Genomic DNA, 16,315 nt, shown 5'->3' with positions numbered 1-16,315 from the left:
ACTATCTGTGTTTTTTGTAAAATGCCGCTGCATGTTCTGGCAGTCTGCTCTGTAACTCTTTTTCAACAGCAGCTACCACTTCTGGATAAAGAATTTGTTTGTACTCATCACAGTATACTTTGGCTATTTCTGTTGCCAAAACTAATGTATTTTTAAAATTATTGGTGATATATTTTAAAAAATAACCGTTGCCTTGAAAGGTATTGTTAATTTTTGAAGTGCTTTTTATATGGTTAGGTAGTTGCATTTGACTCAAACTGTTTCGCCAAGTTTCAATAGCTTCACCAAATCTATTATTATCTACATTAGAGGTTCCTAAATTCCATGTTGGTACTTCTCTTGTCCAACGTTTCCAGTTGTAGCTATGCATATCATATACCACACAAACGCCAAACTTTTCCTCTAATTTTTTAATTAACGCATGTACTACTTGGTAAAAATTGGTATGCTTTTCTAAGCTTTTTGCTACCATATTTTCAGGTAGTTGTTGTTTCCAAAGTTGTTTTCCCCAAGCATCTGTATATATTGCTGTTTCTGGGTCACGATTTAAATCGTATTCAAATCTAGAATCCATTCCTGCAATTACAATAGGATGCGATTGCACCATGTTTTTGGTTTCTGGATCTTCTTCATACCAACGCTCATATTCACTATGCAAACAATTATCCCAAAGTTCTTTTCTAAATTGATGACCATCATGTACTGCACCACAAACATAGTGTGTATAAGAATCAATTTTAAGAGTAAAAGAGTAATCTTGAGCTACTGCATGAAAACACTCTTCTGCTTCTATTTTAGAAACTATTTGCGCTATACTAAGTTTTTGCATTACTCTACACTTAATAATTTGTTTAAACTTCTAAACATAATACGCTCATAAATATCAAAATCACCATCAGCAAAAAACAGGTTTTTTATTTCTAATAGTAACTTATCTACATCTTTTTGAGTAAACTGATGTTCTTCTAAGCCCTTTTGAATTTTTTGTATGCTTTGGTAGTCATTATCTGCATCAAACTCGTCATGAATTTTTTGAAACGTTTGCATGTTTACTTTTTCAATGATTAGGTTTCGCTCTTTATTACCTTCTTCAAAGTTTGAATTTGCAGCGTATAATAAGGTGTAAGCAACGAGTTCGTTTTTTGTCCAATGCATGTTTGTAGTATTTGTAATTAAACTTCCGTATTCTGTCCATGAGCCATCATAAACACGAAGGTTTGTATAACCAAGTTCTGTTGCTGCTAGTGCTAATACACAGGCTGTAATACCTGATCCACAACTAAAAACAAGATTTTCTTGCTGCTTGGTTACTTGGTTAAAAATGGTTTGTATTTCTTCTTTTGGTAGTAATTGTTTGTTTTTTAAAAGGTCTTCAAATGGCAGGTTTTTAGAATTCGGTATGTTTCCGCTTCGTAATCCTTCTCTAGGCTCTGCTACTAATCCGTTAAAACGTTGTGCAGACCTAGCATCTAATATGGTGTAATTGCTATCTTCTTGAATTTTTAATATATCCTTAAAAAACACCATATAATTTTCTTGTTGCTTTGCTTGAAAATTACCAACTGTTGTTTTGGGTGCTTGTTTGTTTACTATAGGGAAATTTTTTCTTTTCCATTCTGGAAAACCTCCATTTAAAACCGCTACATTATCATGACCAAAGGCTTTAAACAACCACCAAGCTCTTGCGCTAGAATAAATGCCTTTTTCATCATACAAAACAATGGCTGCATCCTTATTTATGCCTAACTCTTGTGCGGAATTGGTGAAAGTTTCTTCGGAAGGAAATGCACTAGGAAAAGCATCATCTACATTACTAAACTTCTTTTTTATATCAAAAAATAAGGTGTTTGGTATTTGAAACCCTTCGGAAGAAGCATCTTTATCCACAACCACTTTAGGTATGGTAGCATTTAAAATTACAAGATTAGAAGCATGTATATTGTCATGCAACCAATCTACAGAAACTATAGAACGATCTAGTTGTATATTAGACATATTTGTTTTTATTACTGAAAATGGTTTACTGTATACTGCTCAATGCATCCTGAACACTGAACCCTAAGCCTCTTCTACGGTTTTACGCAAACGCGAACGTCTATCAAAAGCCTGTAATTTATCTAATACCTTGCTTTCTAAAAAGTCAATAACACGTTCTTCTACTTTAATTTTGCTTTTGTATACTTTATTAATATAAGTAATTCCGCCTGGCGACATGACATTTACTTCTACTAATTTTCCACCAATAACATCAATACCTACAAAATAGAGTCCGTCTTTTACTAGTTTAGGTCCTATTTGTTTGCACAATGCTTTTTCAGCTTTAGTAAGTGTGTGCTTAGCAATGGTTCCTCCTGCAGATACATTAGAACGATGATCTTCATTACCAGGAATACGTTTCATGGCACCAACAGGCTCTCCATTCAATAATAATATACGTACATCACCTTGATCTGCACCTTCAATATAATCTTGAAGTATAACGTAGTTAGAGCTTCCGTCAGAGCTATTTATATAAAAATCTAACAGCGAATTGATATTGTTCATTGCCGATTTTTCAATAAGAATAACACCAGAACCACCAAAGCCATTTAGTGGTTTTATAATCATTTTATCTGCCTTAGATTCTTTAATCTGTTTTACTAAGTAGTTTTTGTTTTTAGATACATGTGTATTAGGTATAATATTACTGTGTGCATCACCAAAAGCTGCTGTGTATAATTTATTATTTGCTTCACGCATACCTTCAATAGAGTTTATAATAAACACATCGTCTTTTACAGAATCTAAAAAGTTAAGCATGATAGGATCTAAAGGAGGGTTTGCTCTAAAAAATATAGCATCAAAACCAGCAAGCGGAAGCATTTCTTCTCTTAATACTGCTTTATTATAAAAGGCTTTTAAAGAGTTAGGCACTTTTTCCATTCTACCTATTACATTACAAAAAGCACTGGTAACACTATCTCTAATGGTAAGGTTAGCAGGTGTACACATGGCAACACCATGACCTCTTTTTGCACATTCTTTAATTAAGGATAAACTGGTATCATTTTCTGCATCAATCTCCTCCCAAGGATACATTATAAAGCAAACATTCATACGTTTTCAATTTAGGTTGGTTTAGATAAATTTAGAAATAATTTTTACGCCAAACAAACCTAAAAAGTAATTAGGTATAATAATTATAGATACTTCAACAAAGGCAGTATAAAAAACTAAAATCTTTAAAATAAAAAGGGAAATGTATTTACTTTACTTCTTCGTAATTGTCGTCCCAATTTTTAACTTTTGGTTCTCCAAGTTTACCTACAGATTTAGCTACAATCATAGAAACAGCAGCATCTCCTGTTACGTTTATTACTGTTCTACACATATCTAAAGGTCTGTCTACAGCAAAGATAAGCGCTAAACCAATAGCTAATTTATCTGCTGGAAAGCCTATAGATTCTAAAACAATTACCAACATTACCATTCCTGCTCCAGGAACTGCAGCACTACCAATAGATGCTAATAATGCCGTAAGTACAATAGTTAATTGGTCGGCAAAACTTAAATCAAAAGCTAAAGCTTGTGCTATAAAAACAGCTGCTACAGCTTGGTATAAACTAGTACCATCCATATTTATGGTAGCACCTACAGGTAACACAAAACTAGACACCTCTTTATCTACACCAATATGCTCTTCTACACGCTCCATAGTTACAGGTAAAGTTGCTGCACTACTACTTGTAGAAAATGCCAATAATTGCGCTGGACTTATTTCTTTTAAAAACCATAACGGATTTTTCTTGGCTACTGTAGCTACTAACACACAGTAAAAAACAACCAATAATGCTAATCCAAGTACCACTACTCCTGCATATTTTACTAATGCTAATAACAAGTCCGGATCATCTGAAGAAACAACCACATTTGCTAATAGTGCAAAAACAGCTATAGGCGCTGTTAACATGATTAAATCTACCATTTTAAGAACAATATCATTTAAGGAATCGAAGAAGTTTTTCATTGGTTCTGCTCGCTTTTCACCAATAAGCAACATGGATAATCCTAAAAAGATAGAAAAGAAAATTACTTGCAACATAAGCTTGTTATTGCTCATTGCAGAAAATGCATTTTCTGGAACCATATCTTCTAAAAACTGTAATGGACCACTATCTTTTTGTCTTGAAGCTTCTGCTATCTTTGCTTGTACACTACTATTGTTAGAGTATGTTTCTGTAAGTTTATTAATGGTTTCTTCAGAAATTCCGTCACCAGGAGCAATAATATTTACCAATAACAAACCAATGGTAATAGCTATAACAGTAGTTAAAATATAGGTTAGTATCGTACGAATACCAATATTTTTAAATTTTGAAATGTCTTTTAAATCAGATATACCTTTAATAAGCGAAGCTAGAATTAACGGAACTGCAATAAGTTTAAGAAGCTTTACAAATATGGTTCCTAGTGGTTTTATCCAGTCTGTTATAAAATCTTTTCCCCAAGATATTTGTAACATTAAAAAACCAAATACTAAACCAAGTAGCATTCCTATTAATATTTTCCAGTGTAGTTCTAATTTCTTCATATACTTTTCCAGTGAAGGCAGTAACCTGTTATATTAAACTTATTTTTTCCATTTTTATAAACCTAGCAATACTACATAGGTTTAATGCATTTGTTTTCTATGTACTTTATTACACCCAAAAGCACTTTTTATATGCCAAGGCTTGTGTTTCATAGCAATTTAAGAATGCATTTTATTTAACAAATAATAATCTGTTAAAACCATAGCAGCCATTGCTTCTACTATTGGTATAGCACGAGGAACCACACAAGGATCATGTCTTCCTTTTCCTTGCATTTCTACAACTTCTCCTTCGCTATTGATTGTTTCTTGCTTTTGCATAATGGTAGCAACAGGTTTAAAAGCAACACGAAAATAAATATCCATTCCGTTACTTATTCCTCCTTGAATACCACCAGAAAGGTTTGTTTTTGTGCTTCCGTCTGCATTAAACAAATCGTTATGCTCACTACCTTTCATTTTTGCACCACAAAAACCGCTTCCGTATTCAAAACCTTTAACTGCGTTTATAGAAAGCATGGCTTTACCAAGTTCTGCATGTAGTCTATCAAAAACAGGTTCTCCTAAACCAACAGGAACATTTTGCAACACGCAAGTTACTGTACCACCAATAGTATCACCTTGTTTTCTAATTTCTTTAATTCTAGCAATCATTTGTTCTGCTATTTTTTCATCAGGACAACGTACTATATTGGTTTCGGTTTTAGAAAAATCTAAATCTTGGTATGGTTTATCAATAAATATTTCACCTACCGAAGAGGTAAATGCATTTATTTTTACATCTTTTAGTACTTGTTTAGCTATTGCTCCTGCAACTACTCTACATGCTGTTTCACGCGCAGAACTACGTCCTCCTCCTCTATAATCACGAACACCATACTTTTTGTCATAAGTATAATCGGCATGACTAGGACGATATACGTCTTTGATATGCGAATAATCTTTAGATTTCTGATTGGCGTTTTTAATGGTAAATCCTATAGAGGTTCCTGTGGTTACTCCTTCAAAAATACCTGAAAGAAACTCTACTGTATCTGGTTCTTTACGCTGTGTAACAATTTCAGATTGTCCTGGTTTTCTTCGGTTTAACTCGTTTTGAATAGCATCAAAATCTAATGCGATTCCTGAAGGGCAACCATCAATAATTCCACCAATTGCTATTCCGTGAGATTCACCAAAAGTGGTGACTTTAAATATATTTCCTATAGAATTTCCAGCCATTACAATGTATATAATAAATATTTGTTGCTAATGTAAATCTATTATTACAGAAATGAAAATGCATTCATAGTTAATACATAATATCACATAACATAAACTTTACAATAAGCTATTAATTAAATAATTAGCAGGTAATATTTAAATAACATATAACATGGTAATTTGTACTATTAATAAAACTAAAACAGTGTTGTTTTGAAAATAAAACGAAAAATTGAAATTGCTGTAATATCTGATGTGCATTTAGGTACTTTTGGTTGTCATGCCAAGCAATTACTAACCTACCTAAACAGTATAGAGCCTAAAAAATTAATTTTAAATGGTGACATTATTGATATTTGGCAGTTTAGCAAACGTTATTTTCCTTCATCACATTTAAAAATAATTAAGAAAATTATTACCATGGCTTCTAATGGTACCGAAGTAATTTATATTACTGGTAACCACGATGAAATGTTACGAAAGTTTAGCAACTCGCATATTGGTAAAATATCTATTGTAGATAAATATGTAACCGAATTAGATGGCAAAAAAGCATGGTTTTTTCATGGTGATGTTTTTGACGTATCTATTCAAAATGCAAAATGGCTAGCAAAACTTGGTGGTTATGGTTATGATTTACTTATTGTTATCAACAGGTTTATTAATTGGTGCTTAGTTAATTTAGGAAAAGAACGTTATTCGCTTTCTAAAAAAATAAAAAACAGTGTAAAAGGTGCAGTTAAGTACGTCAATGATTTTGAAGAAGTAGCAACCGATTTAGCTATAGAAAATGGCTATGACTATGTTATTTGCGGACATATTCACCAACCAAAAATGATTATTAAAGCGAATAAAAACGGTAAAACTACCTACTTAAATTCTGGCGATTGGGTAGAAAATTTTACAGCTCTTGAATACCAATTTAAACGTTGGAAAATATACAACTACAACAAAGACAAACTATCTCCTTTTTTTGCCGATGAAGACATTAAAGAAATGGAAATAAAGGACTTAATTGCGGCAATAACTATTGTGGATCAAAATACAAAAAAATCAAAGTAACGCATTTCTTAATATTGACACAGGATGCATTGCTTCACGCTGTGTACCATCTTTAATTTGATGTCTACAACTAGTACCATTTGCAGCTATAATAGTTTCTTTACTCGCTTTTCTTACTGCTGGAAATAAGGTTTGTTCTCCAATTTGCATACTAACCTCATAGTGTTCTTTTTCATAACCAAAACTTCCTGCCATACCACAACAACCACTAGGTATAATAGTTACTTTGTAGTTTTCTGGCAGATTTAAAATAGTAAAACTAGACAACTGGTTGTCTTGTGCTTTTTGATGGCAATGTCCATGAAACTTAATGGTTTTTGCTTCTTTAGTAAACTGCGAAGCGCTTATATTACCTAAGGCTATTTCTTGTTGAAGAAAAGCTTCTATTAAAAAAGTGTTTTTAGCAATCTTATCTGCAGAAACGGTATCCTCAACAAGTTTTATATATTCATCTTTAAAGGTTAAAATTGCCGAAGGCTCAATACCAATTAAAGGTGTGTTTTCTGTAATTAAATCTTTAAAAATTTCCACGTTTTTAGTGGCTACCTTTTGGGCTTGTTTTAATAAACCTTTAGATAAAAATGTACGTCCAGATTCTTCATGATTTATAAGTAAAACCTTATAATTAAGTTGCTGTAAAAGGTAAATAGCATCTATACCTATTGGCGTGTCTAAAAAGTTTGTAAACTCATCATTAAATAAATAAACCGTTTTAACATATTTTTTATTAACCTCCTTATTTTGAAGTTTTTGAAATGATTTACTTAAACTTTTACTTGAAATTAAAGGCAGGTTTCTTTTTTCTGCAATTCCGAAAGATTTTTTTAATAAAGAAGCTGTAATTCCGTTAGAAAACATAAAATTAGTAAGCTTCGGAAAAACACTTCCCAATTGATTTAATTGATTGTTATAAGCAAACAATTTGGTACGTAATGAAACCCCATTTTCTTTTTGATATTGATATAAAAATTCCGCTTTTAAACTAGCAACATCTACACTACTTGGACACTCGCTAGAACAAGCTTTGCAACTTAAACACAAATCAAAAACCTGTTTTAATTCTTGATGGTCAAATTTATTAGCTTTATCAGAATTGGTTAAAAATTCACGCAAGGCATTTGCTCTTGCTCGAGTGGTATCTTTTTCATTTCTGGTAGCACGATAACTAGGACACATGGTACCACCAAATTCTGGAAGTTTTCTACAATCACCAGAACCATTACACTTTTCTGCAGCACGAAGAATACCTTGTGATTGTGAAAAATCTAATAAGGTTTCAATTTCTGGCTCTACACGATCTGCTTGGTAACGTAAATTTTCGTCCATGGCATACGCATCTACAATCTTACCAGGATTAAAAATGTTATCTGCATCAAAAGTAGCTTTTATTCGTTTTACAATTTCATAATTAGCAGCACCAATCATTAACGGAATAAATTCTGCACGAACAATACCATCACCATGTTCGCCACTCATAGAACCATTGTATTGTTTTACTAACTTAGCCACATCTGTTGTTATTTTTCTAAATAAAACAACGTCTTCCTTTTTCTTTAGGTTTAAAATAGGTCTTAAATGTAGTTCTCCTGCTCCTGCATGCGCATAATACACTGCATTTTGATTATAACTTTTCATTAAAGCAGAAAAAGCTTCAATATAATTAGCTAAATCTGGTAATGCTACTGCTGTATCTTCAATACATGCAACGGTTTTTTTATCACCAATCATATTACCCAACAAACCTAATCCTGCTTTTCGTAATTCTACCGCTTTATTAATTGCACTACCTATTAACAATGGGTTAGCATAGCTTAAACCTTGTTTGGTTATAGATTTTACAAGTGCTTCTGCTTGGTTTTTAGCATCTTCAACACTGTTTCCGCGAACTTCACACATTAAAATAGCTTCTGGATCGCCTTGAATAAACTGTCTGTTTTCCTGCTGTGTTTTATTGTGTTTGGTTAAATCTAAAATGGTTTTATCCATCATTTCACAAGTATGCAAATTATGTTGCATCACGTTTTCTACACTTTTTAAGCAATCTGCAATACTGTTAAAGTGTGCAGCAACCATAATACTTTCTGTTGGCGGAAGCGTATCTAGTTTTAAAGTGATTTGTGTGGTAAATGCAAGTGTACCTTCACTACCAGAAAGTAATTTACACATATTAAAATTAGCGTCTGAATCTGAAAAAACATTTGTTTTTATCAATTCGTCTACAGCATAACCTGTGTTTCTTCTGTGTATTTCTGGATTTGGAAATTCTTTTTTAATTTGATCTTGCACAGTTTCCGAAGCCAATTCAGAATAAATGCTTTTATAGATTTTTCCTTCTAAAGTATCTAGCTTTGTTTTGTCTTTAAATGCTTCTGAAGATAATTCCGTAAAGACAACATCACTACCATCACTTAAAATAGTATGCATTTCTATAACCTTATCACGTGTAACACCATATTGAATAGATGTGGTTCCTGACGAGTTGTTTCCAACCATCCCTCCTATCATACATCGATTAGAAGTAGAAGTGTTTGGACCAAAAAACAAACCATACGGTTTTAAATAACTATTTAGCGCATCACGTACAACTCCTGGTTGCACAGTAACGGTTTTTTCTTGTTCGTTAATACTTATAATAGAAGTAAAATGCCTAGAAACATCAACCACAATACCTTCACCTACACATTGTCCTGCTAAGGATGTTCCTGCAGTTCTAGGTATTAAGGATGTGTTGTTCTTTTTTGCAAAAGAAATAAGTAATTTAATGTCCTCTTCGTTTTTAGGAAAAGCGACTGCTAAAGGTAATTTTCTGTAAACCGAAGCATCTGTTGCGTATATAGAACGCATTAAATCATCATGATATAAATCACCAAGTAACTGACTTTGAAGTGATTTTAAAGCATTTTTCATTGTAGAATATTAAATAATGAAATGGTAGTTAAATATGCCTTAAATTTACGGTTAGTTTGCCAATAATTATTAAATTAAAACGTTATTATTTTAATAAAAAAATGAAATTTATGAAAACAAGATTTTTAATTGGATTTGCTTTATTCGGATTTACATTAACAACTACAGCTCAGGAGATTGCAGAAAACGCTATTGGATTACGTTTAGGAGACAGTCGTGGTTTTGGTGCAGAAATATCTTACCAACGTGCAGTTTTAGATAAAAACAGAGTGGAAGTAGATTTTGGATGGAGTGATGGTAAAAACTATGATGGTGTTAAACTTACAGGTATTTTTCAATGGATCTGGAACATAGAAGGTAATTTTAATTGGTATGCAGGACCAGGAATTGGTTTTGGCGCTTATCGATTTGAAAATAACAATGGAAATTACAATAGAGATTCTTTTGTATACCTTTCTGGTGATGTTGGTGTAGAATATAAGTTTGATTTTCCTTTGCTGTTATCTTTAGATATTAGACCAGAATTTGGTTTAGGTGATGATTTATATGATAATGATGATTTAGACTTAGATGTTGGTGTTGGTGTTAGATACACTTTTTAAACAACTTGAAAATTATAAAAAAAAGCCACTTTTATTGAAAGTGGCTTTTTTTATGTTATATAATAGAACGGTTTTGCGTAGGATTAGTTGCTTGGTTAAGCAATCTGGTTTCAACATTAATTTTCAGTCCGTTTTTTTTTCCTCGTGCAAAACTTAGTCTTTAATAAGACATCTACTTAAAGTTCTTTGGTAAATAGCTTCGTATTGCGGCACAATGTTATGTATGTCGAATTTTTCGGCTTCTTTTCTAGCGTTCTCTTTAAAAGTACGTAGTCTTTCAACATCACTTAAAACATAAATGGCATTTTTAGACATCTCTTCCACATCACCAACATTACTTAAAAATCCTGTAACTCCTTCTCTGTTTACTTCTGGTATTCCTCCTGTATTACTAGATATTACAGGAACTCCAGAAACCATAGCCTCTAAAGCTGCAAGACCAAAACTTTCAGTTTCACTAGGCAGTAAAAACAAATCGGTAAAACATAATATCTTATCTATTTCATTACTTTGACCAAAGAAGATTACTTTTTCACTAATACCCAGTTTATCACATAAGAGTTCTGCTTTTTCTTTTTCAGGACCTTCACCAACCATCATTAGTTTTGCTGGCATTTCTTTTTGAATGTTGTAAAATACTTTTACAATATCTTCAATTCGTTTTACAGGTCTAAAATTACTAATATGTGTAATTATTTTCTCTTCTTCTTTGGCCATCATACCTCGCTGACAATCTGTAAAACCATGATTATACTTACCAACATCAATAAAATTAGTAACTACATCAATTTCGTTTTTAATATCAAACAAACGTAAAGTATCTTCTTTTAAACTCTGAGAAACTGCCGTTACAGCGTCTGATTTATTAATACTAAAAGTTACTGCTGTTTTGTAAAAAGGATGCGAACCTACAAGGGTAATATCTGTACCATGAAGTGTTGTAACTATAGGAACATAAATATTTTCTTCACGCAACATTTTTTGCGCCATATAAGCTGCATAAGCATGCGGAATAGCATAATGCACATGTAAAACTTCAATTTTATGAAGCTTTACCATATCGACCAATTTACTAGACAATGCTAGTTCATAAGGTTGGTAATGAAACAAAGGATATTCTGGTACATTTACTTCATGATAATGTACATTGTTACTCAACAACTCTAAACGTACAGGTTGGTTGTAGGTAATAAAATGAATTTCATGACCACGTTTAGATAATTCTATACCTAGTTCTGTGGCTACTACTCCACTTCCTCCAAATGTTGGATAACAAACAATTCCTATTTTCATTATTATGCCTGCTAAAAGCAGCTATCTTTTTAATTAAACTTGTATTATACTACTGTTTTATCTATTCTGCTATAGCTTCATATATAGCTGCCTGAATATTAGTTCTTATATCTTCTTTTAGTAACAGATTTTTTCCTGCAACAGGATAAGTTCTATTTGCTAAAAACACATATACAATTTCTTCTTCAGGATCTGCCCAAGCATAGGTTCCTGTAAAACCAGAATGCCCAAAGCTTGTCATAGATATACAACCACATGTTGGTCCTGCTTCTCCTAATTGTGGTTTATCAAAACCTATTCCTCTTCGGTTATTATCATCACAATAATAGCACGTGTTAAACTTATCTATAGTTTCTGGTTGCAAATAACGCTTTCCTCCATAAAATCCTTTTTGCAAATACATTTGCATAATTTTAGCTACATCATTGGCGTTACTAAAAACACCTGCGTGACCACCAATTCCGCCTTGCATAGCAGCTCCCATATCATGCACATATCCTTGAATTTTTTGATACCTATAATAATTATCTTCTTCCGTTGGCACTATATTTTTATTACTCACCTTATTATTAGGATTGTACATGGTATGATTAGCACCTAAAGACTCATAAAAATGACCTCTTACAAGCTCATCTAAATCTTTGTCGTAATGTTTCTCAATAAATTTCTTTAAAATGTAATAAGGTAGATCACTATAACGATAACGTTGTCTATTTAAGAGGTCTGTATCCTTAATTATTTTTTGAATAGAGTCTTTATAGTCTTTTCGCATATACAATTCATCCGCAATTTTTATACTAAACTCTGGATCGAATTTTTTTCTGTAATATTTAGGCTCTGGACGTTTTGTAACAGAATCTAAAGTCGCGTAATAAAAAGGAATCCAAGGTTTTAATCTGGCATAATGCGAAAGCATACTTTTTATGGTAACATCTTTTTTGTTGGAGTCTTTATATTCTGGTAACATTTCAGACAATTTACTATCTAAAGAAACAATACCTTGCTCTTCTAACTCCATTAACAAAGGTAAGGTTGCTAATATTTTTGTTAAAGAAGCCACATCATAAATATCATTAAACTTTACTTTTTCTGCTCCTTGGTCATAAGTATGTGCACCAAAGTTTTTATTGTAAATTACTTTTCCTTTTCTAGCAATAAGTAATTGAATTCCTGGAGTCATTTTACCATTTACAGCATAATTTGCAATAGAATCTACTACTTTTAATTTTTCTGAACTCATACCAACACGCTCCGGAACCGTATAAGATAAACGATCAATATCATTATATAAATCGCCTTGACCAACACTAAAATCTACACCTGCAGAAACTGGTAATCTTCCTTTTGCTGGCAGTGCACCAAAAATAATCTGTGCAGATTTTTGTTGTGCAATCACACTGTTTTGATAGCTAACTACAACACTTTTAATATTGTTAATTGGGTTTAAATCTAAAAGCGCATATGGCTTAACAAATATATCTAGTATTACAGTATTGTTTTTTGCAATTTCATATAACCAGGTAAGTTCTTTTTCTGTAAACTTATAGCTTTTCCAAGGGTTAGCATTAGACCTGTGTAAGCCAACAATAACCGTGTTATATGGTTTCAGTTTTTCTAAAATGCCCTCTAAATTATCGGCTTTAACTTCATGAACACGTGTGTATTTTTTTAACTCATTATAAAAAGCAGTACCATCTGCATCACCAAATTTTACATAGGCAATACTTTTAGTTTCTAAATCTTGTAATGGCAATATACCTGCTTTATTTTCTGCTACTGTAATGGCATTCTCTAAAAGCTCTTCATATAAAATATCATCTTGTAATCGGTTTAAATCATTTATTAAATTATTAGTACCAATTGGTGAGTAGTGGTCTAATCCTACTTTATACTTAGCTTGTAATATTTTTTTTACCGAATGTGCTAAACGTGCTTCAGTTATAACTCCTTTATGAAAAGCATCTACAAACTTTGCAATACCTTTTTCAGGATTTTCAGACATTAGCATTACATCATTACCAGCTAAAAAAGACATAAGATCTATTTCTCCTCCTGTATTTATAGTATTGTTAGTACTTACATCTGAAGATTTTTTAATATAATCTGCTGCGCCTTTCATGGTTAAGGCATCTGTAAATATCAAGCCTTTAAAACCTAAGCGTTCTTTTAAAATATTGGTAACAATATGTTTAGACAATGAAGAAGGAAAACCTTCGCGAGGCTCTAAGCTTGGCACGTTTAAATGCGCAACCATAACACTTGACAAACCTTCTGTAATCAGTCTTTTATAAGGATATAACTCAATAGAATCTATTCGTTTTTCATTAAAAAGAACCGAAGGTAACGTTTTATGCGAATCGCTTTCGGTATCACCATGTCCTGGAAAATGTTTTGCATTTGCTAAAACACCAGCACTTTGCATACCTTTCATAAAAGCCAATGCTTTTTCGGTAACATTATCTCTATCTTCACCAAAAGAACGATTGCCAATAATTGGGTTTTTAGGATTGGTATTTATATCTACAACAGGAGCAAAATTAAAATGAACACCCAAACGTTTGCAATGTTCTCCTATTTGTCTTCCTGCCTGCTCTACCAACCTATTGTCTTTAATAGCACCAAGAGTCATGTTCCAAGGAAAAGCATAGGTAGAATCTAAACGCATACTTAAACCCCATTCTGCATCCATACCAACCAATAATGGTACTTTTGATGCCGCTTGTAACTCATTATTAAGTTTAGCTTGTCTTACAGGTCCTCCATTAGAATAGATAACACCTCCAATTTTTTGATTTTTAATAAGCCTTACTATTTTAGCCTTATTAGCAGCATCTTGATTAGAAAAAACCTGAACCATAAAAAGTTGTCCAATTTTTTCTTGAAGTGTTAGGCTGTTATAAAGGCTGTCTACCCATTTTTTTTGAGCAACACCATCTCCTTTTAAAAGCGGATTTACCTCTTGTGCATGGTTTAAAATAGAATAAAATAGTATAGAAAATAATATAAAGTAGTGACGCATAAAATTGCTTTAAAAATATAGCTTAAAAACTATGCCAAAATAACATTTTTAAAACGAAGTTTTACAGACTTTAAGATAGATTTTAGAAGAATTATTAACCGATTTACAAATAACAAGACCTTTATTTTGTAAAAAACAAGAGCACAAAACCTATACTAACAAGCTGAAAAACAATATGTACACAAACAAAACACGCTATAACTACTTGTTATGAAAGTATTAAAAAAAGGAAACTACAATTAAAAAAAAACTAATTCATAACAAACTTAAAGGCTATAGCAAAGATGTTTGCAGATAAACCTGTGTTACGCTTGTAATTGTTGTATTTAAAATCTACATTTTTTAACCCTAGTTTCCAGATATTAAATTTTGTAAAAATATCGGTGTATGAAACGCCAAAACCATATTGATTAGCAGAAAATTTAGACAAATCATAATCTGAAGTATAAAATTCACTGGTAGACAGATTTTCTTCATAAGGAGCAAAATAATCTGCTGCTGTTTGGTTATAAAATCGGTAAGAAGGATACAGTGTGAATTTTGAAGTGATTTTAATAGGCACTTCTACATTAGCTGTATGCGAGTTAATTCCCCAATCATCATAGTAATAACGATAATAGGTTCTTAAAGAAACGGTTTCATTTATATAATAATTAAAACGTAAACCTAACGGAATTTTAAATCTACTATTGGGTAATCTTTCTATATCATCTGCCAACTGAAACACATCTCTATTGCTAGAAGAAGTATAACTAGAAATATTATTAGCATTACCAACATAATAATTATCTACATCTGCAAAATACACACGTTGCATTGGGTTAGCTAGCCAACCTTCTTGTTTTACGAGATCAAAAAACAAAGACATCTGCGCTTTTTTACTTAGTATTTGCGAAAAACTAAACGATACTGAATAAGAGTTTCTTGATTTGTCATTTATTAAATCAAATCCTGCAACAGGACTCCAAGCGGAACTAGCATTTCCGTTTTGATCAAAAATATCTATATCCTGAAAAAAACCTTGATTTAAATTACCATTAGTTTGTACATAAGTATCTAATTCTGTTGGGTATTTTGGACTCCACGTATCTAAATACACATTTGCTTTTACTCCTACTTCTGTATTTTTTTCATTAAAAAGTTTTGCAAATCCTCCTCCAAAACCAACAGAGGTATAATCATATTCTGTAGCAAAAGACACATTAGCGTTCCATATATTATTTCTATCATCAGAACTGTGTGCATAACCAACATTAACATTTCCCCATGTATCCTGTTGTGATGCACCAGATGAAGCTACCCAAGGACTAGCTCCTTTAGAACCATCAAAAGGATTTAAATTACTTGAAGAAGCAGAACTATAAGTAGAAATTCCTGCATCAACCGTTAATACATCATCTGCGTTTAAAGGCAAACTAACAATTATAGTTGGCGTAAAATCTGTTAATTTTTCGGTACCAATTCCTCCTGTAACAGCAGCATTGTCTCCTTCTTGCGAATAGTAACTGGTTAAGAAATCTACTTCTGTAGTTTCTAAAACTCGTTTTTTATAGACTGTTGTACTATCTTGCTGCGCAAAAGTGCTTCCTAAAGAAAAAAGGATTACTATTAATATTATTTTTTTCATATTCATTTTAAAATAATGAGAGCTCATTTTAC

11 protein-coding genes are annotated in these 16,315 nt (G+C 32.2%); 2 read left to right on the top strand and 9 right to left on the bottom strand.

Going from position 1 to position 16,315, the window contains the following annotated elements:
* Window position 1: 1 nt before the first annotated feature.
* From ACFSSB_RS03680 to aroC, 5 genes are all read right to left on the bottom strand, one after another.
* Complete coding sequence (locus ACFSSB_RS03680) at window positions 2-829, bottom strand: N-formylglutamate amidohydrolase (RefSeq protein WP_379901084.1); 828 nt, start codon at window positions 827-829, stop codon at window positions 2-4.
* Window positions 829-1,995, bottom strand: a complete 1,167-nt coding sequence (locus ACFSSB_RS03675) for a sulfurtransferase (protein ID WP_379901082.1) — start codon at window positions 1,993-1,995, stop codon at window positions 829-831. Before ACFSSB_RS03675 ends, ACFSSB_RS03680 begins: the two co-directional genes overlap by 1 nt.
* 63 nt (window positions 1,996-2,058) lie before the next feature.
* Window positions 2,059-3,096 (bottom strand): glutathione synthase, encoded by a 1,038-nt coding sequence (gene gshB, locus ACFSSB_RS03670; RefSeq protein WP_379901080.1) that lies wholly within the window; start codon window positions 3,094-3,096, stop codon window positions 2,059-2,061.
* 148 nt (window positions 3,097-3,244) lie between these two features.
* On the bottom strand, window positions 3,245-4,570 hold the full coding sequence (locus ACFSSB_RS03665; protein ID WP_379901078.1) for a dicarboxylate/amino acid:cation symporter: 1,326 nt from the start codon (window positions 4,568-4,570) through the stop codon (window positions 3,245-3,247).
* A 159-nt stretch (window positions 4,571-4,729) separates the two neighbouring features.
* A complete protein-coding gene (gene aroC / locus ACFSSB_RS03660; protein WP_379901076.1) occupies window positions 4,730-5,791 on the bottom strand; it encodes a chorismate synthase in 1,062 nt (353 codons plus the stop codon).
* 195 nt (window positions 5,792-5,986) lie between these two features.
* On the opposite strand from aroC, the gene ACFSSB_RS03655 reads away from it, so the two are divergent.
* Window positions 5,987-6,835, top strand: coding sequence for a UDP-2,3-diacylglucosamine diphosphatase (locus ACFSSB_RS03655; RefSeq protein ID WP_379901074.1), 849 nt, complete (start codon window positions 5,987-5,989; stop codon window positions 6,833-6,835).
* Here the strand turns inward: ACFSSB_RS03655 and ACFSSB_RS03650 are convergent.
* Window positions 6,827-9,742 (bottom strand): FAD-binding and (Fe-S)-binding domain-containing protein, encoded by a 2,916-nt coding sequence (locus tag ACFSSB_RS03650; RefSeq protein WP_379901071.1) that lies wholly within the window; start codon window positions 9,740-9,742, stop codon window positions 6,827-6,829. The genes ACFSSB_RS03655 and ACFSSB_RS03650 overlap by 9 nt on opposite strands.
* Window positions 9,743-9,852: 110 nt before the next feature.
* Here ACFSSB_RS03650 and ACFSSB_RS03645 point away from each other — a divergent pair, with 110 nt between their 5' ends.
* Window positions 9,853-10,344 (top strand): hypothetical protein, encoded by a 492-nt coding sequence (locus ACFSSB_RS03645; protein ID WP_379901069.1) that lies wholly within the window; start codon window positions 9,853-9,855, stop codon window positions 10,342-10,344.
* A 153-nt stretch (window positions 10,345-10,497) separates the two neighbouring features.
* Here the strand turns inward: ACFSSB_RS03645 and bshA are convergent, their stop codons facing one another.
* The 3 genes from bshA to ACFSSB_RS03630 all read right to left on the bottom strand — a co-directional run bounded on the left by bshA (window position 10,498) and on the right by ACFSSB_RS03630 (window position 16,283).
* Window positions 10,498-11,637 carry an N-acetyl-alpha-D-glucosaminyl L-malate synthase BshA gene (bshA, locus tag ACFSSB_RS03640; RefSeq protein WP_379901067.1) on the bottom strand — a complete coding sequence of 380 codons (1,140 nt, stop codon included), beginning with the start codon at window positions 11,635-11,637 and terminating at the stop codon, window positions 10,498-10,500.
* 61 nt (window positions 11,638-11,698) lie between these two features.
* The gene (locus tag ACFSSB_RS03635; protein ID WP_379901065.1) at window positions 11,699-14,656 is read right to left on the bottom strand and encodes a glycoside hydrolase family 3 N-terminal domain-containing protein; all 2,958 of its coding nucleotides are present in this window, start codon (window positions 14,654-14,656) and stop codon (window positions 11,699-11,701) included.
* Window positions 14,657-14,906: 250 nt separating this feature from the next.
* Complete coding sequence (locus ACFSSB_RS03630; RefSeq protein WP_379901063.1) at window positions 14,907-16,283, bottom strand: DUF3570 domain-containing protein; 1,377 nt, start codon at window positions 16,281-16,283, stop codon at window positions 14,907-14,909.
* Window positions 16,284-16,315 lie beyond the last annotated feature (32 nt).

The organism is Lacinutrix gracilariae, from assembly GCF_042684485.1.
Classification (GTDB): Bacteria; Bacteroidota; Bacteroidia; order Flavobacteriales; family Flavobacteriaceae; genus Oceanihabitans; species Oceanihabitans gracilariae.
This window is presented reverse-complemented; position numbering and strand designations above follow the sequence as displayed.